Annotated in this window: 6 protein-coding genes, 1 tRNA gene and 1 pseudogene; 7 read left to right on the top strand and 1 reads right to left on the bottom strand. The window is 67.6% G+C overall.

Features of this window, described 5'->3' with window-relative positions; all coding sequences use genetic code 11:
- Positions 1-199 (top strand): annotated as a pseudogene (locus ACRDU5_RS20850) (hypothetical protein); the annotation flags it as partial.
- Positions 200-219: 20 nt separating this feature from the next.
- On the opposite strand, the gene ACRDU5_RS20855 reads toward ACRDU5_RS20850, so the two are convergent.
- Positions 220-305 (bottom strand) — tRNA-Leu (locus tag ACRDU5_RS20855).
- A 257-nt stretch (positions 306-562) separates the two neighbouring features.
- On the opposite strand from ACRDU5_RS20855, the gene ACRDU5_RS20860 reads away from it, so the two are divergent.
- The 6 genes from ACRDU5_RS20860 to ACRDU5_RS20885 all read left to right on the top strand — a co-directional run.
- Positions 563-1969, top strand: coding sequence for an FHA domain-containing protein (locus tag ACRDU5_RS20860; protein WP_526616828.1), 1407 nt, complete (start codon positions 563-565; stop codon positions 1967-1969).
- A gap of 115 nt (positions 1970-2084) precedes the next feature.
- Positions 2085-2552, top strand: coding sequence for an FHA domain-containing protein FhaB/FipA (locus tag ACRDU5_RS20865; RefSeq protein WP_526616829.1), 468 nt, complete (start codon positions 2085-2087; stop codon positions 2550-2552).
- A gap of 52 nt (positions 2553-2604) precedes the next feature.
- Positions 2605-4101, top strand: coding sequence for a PP2C family protein-serine/threonine phosphatase (locus ACRDU5_RS20870; RefSeq protein ID WP_526616831.1), 1497 nt, complete (start codon positions 2605-2607; stop codon positions 4099-4101).
- Positions 4098-5513 (top strand): peptidoglycan glycosyltransferase RodA, encoded by a 1416-nt coding sequence (gene rodA / locus ACRDU5_RS20875; protein ID WP_526616832.1) that lies wholly within the window; start codon positions 4098-4100, stop codon positions 5511-5513. Before ACRDU5_RS20870 ends, rodA begins: the two co-directional genes overlap by 4 nt.
- Positions 5510-6985 carry a D,D-transpeptidase PbpA gene (pbpA, locus tag ACRDU5_RS20880; RefSeq protein ID WP_526616834.1) on the top strand — a complete coding sequence of 492 codons (1476 nt, stop codon included), beginning with the start codon at positions 5510-5512 and terminating at the stop codon, positions 6983-6985. Before rodA ends, pbpA begins: the two co-directional genes overlap by 4 nt.
- Before the next feature lie 73 nt (positions 6986-7058).
- Positions 7059-7939, top strand: an 881-nt coding sequence (locus ACRDU5_RS20885; RefSeq protein ID WP_526616835.1) for a serine/threonine-protein kinase, incomplete at its 3' end; no start/stop codon positions are given.

Raw genomic sequence — 7939 nt, forward strand, 5'->3', positions numbered from 1 at the left:
GGCCGGAACCGACCAACTCCAAGGCGTTTCCTCGCACGTGATGTTTCTTGCCCGCGGGAAGGTGGGTCCGTTCCGGGTAGCAGTGCGGCCGTTTGCCGGCGCGCAGGGAACGCTGGCCGTCCGCGCGGTGATTCACGACGAGGGCGCCGGCGACAGGGCCATCACGGCGTCGTCGTACGTCTTCCGGCGCGCCGGATAGGGGTGGTTCAGCGAAGGAGATGGTGGGCGAAGGGGGACTTGAACCCCCACGTCCCGAAGGACACTGGCACCTGAAGCCAGCGCGTCTGCCATTCCGCCACTCGCCCCAACAACCGGGGGAGCCTATCACGCACGCCGCCCTGCTCCTCAACCGTACCGATCGCTCTCGCGGACCCGCCAGCAACCGCCAGAACCGTCTCCGGCGGCTCGCTGACCTGCATCGAATTGATTCTCAGAGTTCTGTTGGTCCCGCAGCGCAGCGCTGGGCCGATACCATGCAGATACCCGGTGCGGCCACCCGACACGCGGGTGAGTGATGGCGTGAACAGGAACGGCGGACTACGGCGAGCGAGGGGGCGGTGAGATGGGTCTGGTTGACCGCATCGAGCGCAAACTCGAGTCGACCGTGGGCGATGCCTTCGCCCGGGTGTTCGGCGGATCGATCGTGCCCCAAGAAGTAGAGGCCATGCTGCACCGGGAAGCCCAGGCCGGGGCCGGCGAGTTGGCCGGCGGCCGGATTTTGGCCCCCAACGATTACGTCATTACCCTCAGTGTGCCCGACTACCAGAAGGTGAGCGCTGACCCAGACATCACATCGGCCACTTTCGCCAAGCACTTGGAGGGATACATCCATGAGCAGGGATGGCAAACGTATGGTGATGTGGTCGTCAGTTTTGAGCAGTCCGCGACCCTGCACACCGGACAGTTTCGCGCTCGTGGTGCGGTCAACCCTGACTCGGCCACCGGCGAACCCGCCCCAGCACTACGAGACCGTGCGTACACCGCAGAACCAGGAGTACAACAGATGACTGACAATCCGAGTCACCGCGGAGGCCAGGGACAGGGGCGGCCCGCCGACGAGTACTACGACGAGCGTTACGGACCGCCGCCCGAAGATCCCCGCGAAGGCGCCCCGGATCCCCGCGGCCAGTATCCGCCAGACCAGCGCGGCTACCCGCCGCCGGCCGAGCCGGGCTATCCACCCCGTCAGGGCTACCCCGACCAGGGTGGCTACCCCGACCAGGGCGGCTACCCGGATCAGGGCGGCTACCCCGACCAGGGTTACCCGCCGCAGTATGAGCAGCGCCCGCCGGCCGGCTACGGCCCCCCGCCAGGTGGTGCACCCGACCAGGGCTACCGCCAGGCACCCGGCGGTTACGGCCCGCCGCCCGGCGGCCAGCCCGGCTACGGCGGCGACTACGGCCGTCCGCCCGCCCCACCCCGCCAGGACGAGTACCGCCCCGAACCGCGCCCGGGCTATCCGGACCAGGGTGGCGGCTATCCGGATCAGGGATACGGCCAGCCCTACGGTCGCCAGGAGTACGCGCAACCCGACTACGGCCGCTACGGCGAGCCGCCGGCCGGCGGTGGATACGCCGAACCCGGTTACGCCGAGCCCGCCGGCGCCGACTACGAGTACGGACCCACTGCCGGTCAGCCGGCCGGTTATGGCGGCTACGGGCCGGGCGACTACCCGGCCGGTGGTGCCGCCGTCACGCTGCAGCTCGACGACGGCAGTGGCCGGACTTACCAGTTGCGCGAGGGCGCCAATGTGATCGGCCGCGGCCAGGACGCCCAGTTCCGGCTTCCCGACACCGGTGTGTCCCGCCGGCATCTGGAGATCCGGTGGGACGGGCAGGTTGCGTTGTTGTCGGACCTCAACTCCACCAACGGCACGACGGTGAACAATGCGCCGGTGCAGGAGTGGCAGTTGGCCGACGGCGATGTGATCCGGCTCGGGCACTCCGAGATCATCGTCCGGGTTCACTGAGGTCTCGGCCGGTCAGAGCCCGAGGGAGAAGCTGTCGGCTTCACCCTCACGCCGCTTCCCGTCCAAGTATCGTGACGTTGCCGATGGTCGCTGGACTGCCCGGAGAGGACGTCAGATGCAGGGATTAGTACTGCAACTGACGCGCGTCGGATTCCTGCTGCTGTTATGGCTGTTCATCTGGTCGGTGTTGCGGATCCTGCGGACGGACATCTACGCGCCGACCGGTGCGGTCATGGTCCGGCGCGGCCTGGCGCTGCGCGGCTCACTTCTGCCGTCACGACAGCGCCGCCACGTCGCCCGCTTCCTGGTGGTGACCGACGGCGCGCTGGCCGGTACCCGCATCACGTTGGGCAGCCAGCCGGTGCTGATCGGCCGGGCCGACGACTCCACGCTGGTACTCACCGACGATTACGCGTCCACGCGGCACGCCAGGCTGTCTCAGCGAGGTTCGGAATGGTATGTCGAGGACCTAGGATCGACCAACGGCACATACCTTGACAGGGCGAAGGTGACTACGGCAGTACGGGTTCCGCTGGGCACGCCGGTTCGAATCGGCAAGACGGTAATCGAGCTGCGCCCGTGACAGCGCGCCCGCGTGGGGGCACCTCCCACCCGCAGGGTAGGGGTAGAGCGCAATGACGCTCGTGCTTCGTTACGCCGCGCGCAGCGACCGCGGCCTGGTCCGGGCCAACAACGAGGATTCGGTGTATGCGGGCGCCCGCCTGCTTGCGCTGGCCGACGGGATGGGCGGGCACGCGGCCGGTGAGGTGGCGTCCCAGCTGGTGATCGCCGCGCTGGCGCACCTGGACGACGACGAGCCCGGTGGCGACCTGCTCTCCAAGCTCGACGCCGCCGCCCGGGATGGCAACTCGGCGATTGCAGCGCACGTCGAGGCGGACCCCGATCTCGAAGGTATGGGTACCACACTGACCGCAATCCTGTTCGCCGGCAACAGGCTTGGGCTTGTGCACATCGGTGACTCCCGTGGCTATCTGCTCCGTGACGGCGACCTCACGCAGATCACCAAGGACGACACCTTCGTGCAGACACTGGTCGACGAGGGCCGCATCACCGCCGAGGAGGCGCACAGCCATCCGCAGCGTTCGTTGATCATGCGGGCGCTCACCGGCCACGAGGTAGAGCCGACGCTGGTCGTGCGGGAGGCGCGGGCCGGTGACCGTTACCTGCTGTGCTCGGACGGCCTCTCCGACCCGGTCAGCCACGAAACCATCTTGGAAGCGCTACAGCTTCAGGATGTGGCCGAGAGTGCCGACCGCCTGATCGAGCTGGCGTTGCGGGGTGGCGGGCCGGACAACGTCACGGTCGTCGTCGCCGACGTCATCGACTACGACTACGGCCAGACCCAACCCATTCTTGCCGGCGCGGTGTCCGGTGACGACGACCTCGCCCCACCCGACACCGCCGCGGGACGCGCATCGGCGTTCAATCCGCGCCGGAACGAGGCCAAACGCGTTGTGCCGCAACTGGAAGAGCTGGTGCAGCAGCCACGCTCGCGGCGCCGAATGCTCATCGCGGCGGCGCTATTGGTGCTCGTCGTGCTGGCCGGGCTGGCGATCGGCCGGGAGATTGTGCGCAGTAATTACTACGTCAGCGAGCACGCCGGCACGGTGTCGATCATGCGAGGTGTTCAGGGCTCCTTTCTCGGCATCGAACTTCAGCAGCCATATCTACTGGGGTGCTTGAACGCGCGAAATGAGTTGTCGCTCATCAGCTACGGGCAATCCCGTGACAATCTCGCTTGCCGGATGCTGGGCGTCGACGACATGCGGCCCTCGGAGCGGGCGCAGGTGATCGCCGGCTTGCCCTCGGGCAGTCTGGACAATGCCATCGCCCAGATCGAGGAGCTGGCGCGCACTTCGGTGCTGCCGCCGTGTGCACCGCGCACCCCCACTACCTCGACCCCGCCCACCACCACTGCACCGCCGCCGCCGCCCCCGGAACCGCCCGGTCCCCCGGATAATCCTCCCGACAATCCACGCCCACCGGGTCCCGGCCCGGCGCCGGAAACGCCCGCCACTGTCACGGCGCCGCCACCGCCGCCCTCGCCCACCGCTACCGCCCTGCCGCCGCCGCCCTCCGAGCCGGGCAAGGACTGCCGGATGGTGTCATGACGACTCAGCCGCAGCCGCCCGTCACTGTGTTGCCGCCGTTGCCCAATCGGCGCAACTCCGAACTGTTGTTGCTGGGCTTTGCCGCGCTGATCACCACGCTGGCACTGCTCATCGTGGAAGCCAATCAAGACCAGGGGCTGCGCTGGGATCTGGCGTCCTACACCGTCGCTTACGTGGCGCTGTTCTCCGGCGCACACCTTGCCATCCGGCGCTTCGCCCCATTCGCCGACCCGCTGCTGCTGCCGGTTGTGGCGCTGCTGAATGGCTTGGGCCTGGTCATGATTCACCGTTTGGACCTCGCCGAAGGTGTACTCACCTCGGGAGGAATGCGCAGCCCGAGCGCCAATCAGCAGATGCTGTGGACCCTGGTTGGAGTGGCGGCGTTCTCACTGGTGGTGATCTTCCTGCGGGACCATCGGATCCTCGCACGCTACGGCTACATCTGCGGTCTGGCCGGCCTGATACTGCTGGCCATTCCGGCCGTGCTGCCCAGGTCGATTTCGGAGCAGAACGGCGCCAAGATCTGGATCGAACTGCCCGGTTTCTCCATTCAGCCGGCCGAGTTCTCCAAGATCTTGTTGCTCATCTTCTTCGCCGCGGTGTTGGTGGCCAAGCGCAATCTGTTCACCAGCGTCGGCAAGCATTTCCTCGGCATGGACCTGCCCCGCCCCCGCGACCTTGCGCCGCTGCTGGCCGCCTGGATCATCTCGGTGGGCGTGATGATCTTCGAAAAGGACCTCGGCACATCGCTGTTGCTCTACGCCTCGTTCCTGGTGATGGTGTACGTGGCCACCGAGCGGTTCAGTTGGGTCGTCATCGGTTTGACCTTGTTCGCCGCGGGAAGCGTTGCGGCGTATTACGTTTTCGATCACGTCCAGACCCGGGTGCAGACCTGGATCGACCCGTTCGCCGACCCCGACGGGGCCGGCTACCAAATTGTGCAGTCGCTGTTCAGCTTCGCCACCGGTGGCATCTTCGGCACCGGCCTCGGCAACGGGCAACCCGGCGCGGTGCCGGAGGCGGCGACCGACTTCATCATTGCCGCAATCGGTGAGGAACTCGGGCTGGTCGGCCTGGCCGGCGTGCTGATGCTGTACACGATCGTCATCATCCGCGGCCTGCGCACCGCGATCGCCGTGCGGGACAGCTTCGGCAAGCTGCTGGCGGCGGGGCTGGCGTCCACCCTGGCGATTCAGTTGTTCATCGTGGTGGGCGGGGTGACCAAGCTGATCCCGCTGACCGGGCTGACCACACCGTGGATGTCCTACGGCGGCTCGTCGCTGCTGGCCAACTATGTGCTGCTGGCGATCCTGGTCCGTATTTCGCACGCCGCCCGTCGACCGATCGTGACCCGGCCGCCGAACACTTCGCCGATCGCCGCGGCGAGCACCGAGGTAATCGAGCGCGTATGAATACCTCCCTGCGTCGCATCTCCGTCATGATCATGGCGTTGATCGTGCTGTTGCTGCTCAACGCCACGATGACGCAGGTCTTCACCGCCGACGGGCTGCGGTCAGATCCCCGCAATCAGCGCGTCCTGCTGGACGAGTATTCGCGCCAGCGGGGCCAGATCTCGGCCGGCGGCCAGCTGCTGGCGTACTCGGTGTCGACCAGCGGCCGGTTCCGGTTCTTGCGCGTCTACCCCAATCCGTTTACCTACGCCCCAGTCACCGGCTTCTATTCGCTGCGCTACTCGAGCACCGGGTTGGAGCAGGCCGAGGACACCATCCTCAACGGCTCCGATGAGCGGCTGTTCGGCCGTCGGCTTGCCGACTTCTTCACCGGGCGCGATCCACGCGGCGGCAACGTGGCGACCACCATCAATCCTCAAGTGCAGCAGGCGGCGTGGGACGCGATGGAGGACGGTTGCAACGGGCCGTGCAAGGGCGCGGTGGTGGCGTTGGAGCCGTCCACCGGCAAGGTACTGGCGCTGGTGTCGGCGCCGTCCTACGACCCCAATCTGCTGGCGAGCCACGACGTCGAAGAGCAGTCCACCGCCTGGCAGCAGCTGCGGGACAATCCCAGTTCGCCGCTGCTCAACCGGGCGATCTCGGAAACCTATCCGCCCGGCTCGACATTTAAGGTCATCACCACCGCCGCGGCGCTGCAAAACGGTGCCACGCCGAACACCCAGCTGCCCGCGGCCGCACGAATTCCGTTGCCGGACAGCACCGCAACGCTGGAGAACTTCGGCGGTACACCCTGCGGCGGCGGTCCCACCGCCCCGCTGCGGGAAGCGTTCGCGAAGTCCTGCAACACCGCATTCGTCCAGCTCGGCATCGACACGGGTGCCGACGCGTTGAAGTCCACTGCGCAGGCTTTCGGCCTGGACACCAGTCCGCCGCCGATTCCGCTGCAGGTCGTCGAGTCCACCGTTGGCCCGATCAGTGACGCCGCCGCCTTGGGGATGTCGAGCATCGGGCAGAAAGATGTCGCACTCACACCGCTGCAGAACGCGCTGGTGGCCGCCACCATCGCGAACGAAGGGGTAACGATGCAGCCGTATCTGGTCGATAGCCTGAAGGGGCCCGACCTGTCCAATATCGCCACGACCGTCCCCGGTGAACAGCGGCGTGCCGTCTCCTCGCAGGTCGCGGATACACTAACGGATCTGATGGTCGACGCCGAGCAGGTGACGCAGCAGAAGGGAGCCATCGCCGGCGTGCAGATCGCATCCAAGACAGGCACCGCGGAGCATGGAGCGGACCCGCGCAACACGCCACCGCACGCCTGGTACATCGCGTTCGCGCCGGCCCGCGCACCCAAGGTTGCGGTTGCCGTGCTGGTAGAGAATGGCGGCGATCGACTCTCGGCCACCGGAGGTGCGCTCGCCGCGCCCATCGGCCGGGCCGCCATCGCCGCGGCATTGCGGGAGGGATCATGAGTCCCCGAAGACGAGCACGAGTGAGGATCGCAGCGAGGGACGAGCGAGGACCGGAGCGAGTGGGAGTCGAGGCATGAGTCCCCGCGTCGGAGTCACGCTGTCCGGCCGCTACCGCCTGCAGCGGTTGATCGCCACCGGGGGCATGGGCCAGGTGTGGGAGGCCCTCGACTCGCGCCTGGGTCGCCGGGTGGCGGTGAAGGTGCTGAAAGCCGAGTTCTCCTCCGATCCGGAGTTCGTGGAGCGCTTCCGCGCCGAGGCGCGCACCGTCGCCATGCTCAACCATCCCGGCATCGCCAGCGTCTACGACTACGGCGAGACCGATATGGACGGCGAAGGCCGCACCGCGTACCTGGTGATGGAGCTCGTCAACGGCGAGCCGCTCAACTCGGTGCTCAAGCGCACGGGACGGCTCTCGCTGCGGCACGCGCTGGACATGCTCGAACAGACCGGCCGTGCCCTGCAGGTCGCCCACACGGCTGGGCTGGTGCATCGCGACGTCAAGCCGGGCAACATCCTGATCACGCCGACCGGCCAGGTGAAGCTCACCGACTTCGGCATCGCCAAGGCGGTCGACGCCGCGCCGGTGACCCAGACCGGCATGGTGATGGGCACCGCGCAGTACATCGCGCCCGAACAGGCACTGGGGCATGACGCGACCGCTTCCAGCGATGTCTACTCACTGGGCGTCGTTGGCTACGAGGCGGTTTCGGGCAAGCGGCCGTTCACCGGCGACGGCGCGCTGACCGTTGCGATGAAGCACATCAAGGAGGCGCCTGCCCCGCTCCCGGCGGATCTGCCGCCAAACGTCCGCGAGCTGATCGAGATCACCCTGGTGAAGAACCCGGGGATGCGCTACCGCTCCGGCGGCCCGTTCGCCGACGCGGTGGCCGCGGTGCGTTCCGGGCGTCGCCCGCCGCGCCCCAATGCGGCGCCCACCCTCGGGCGGGCCACGCC

The organism is Mycobacterium sp. (assembly GCF_050701515.1).
GTDB lineage: Bacteria > Actinomycetota > Actinomycetes > Mycobacteriales > Mycobacteriaceae > Mycobacterium.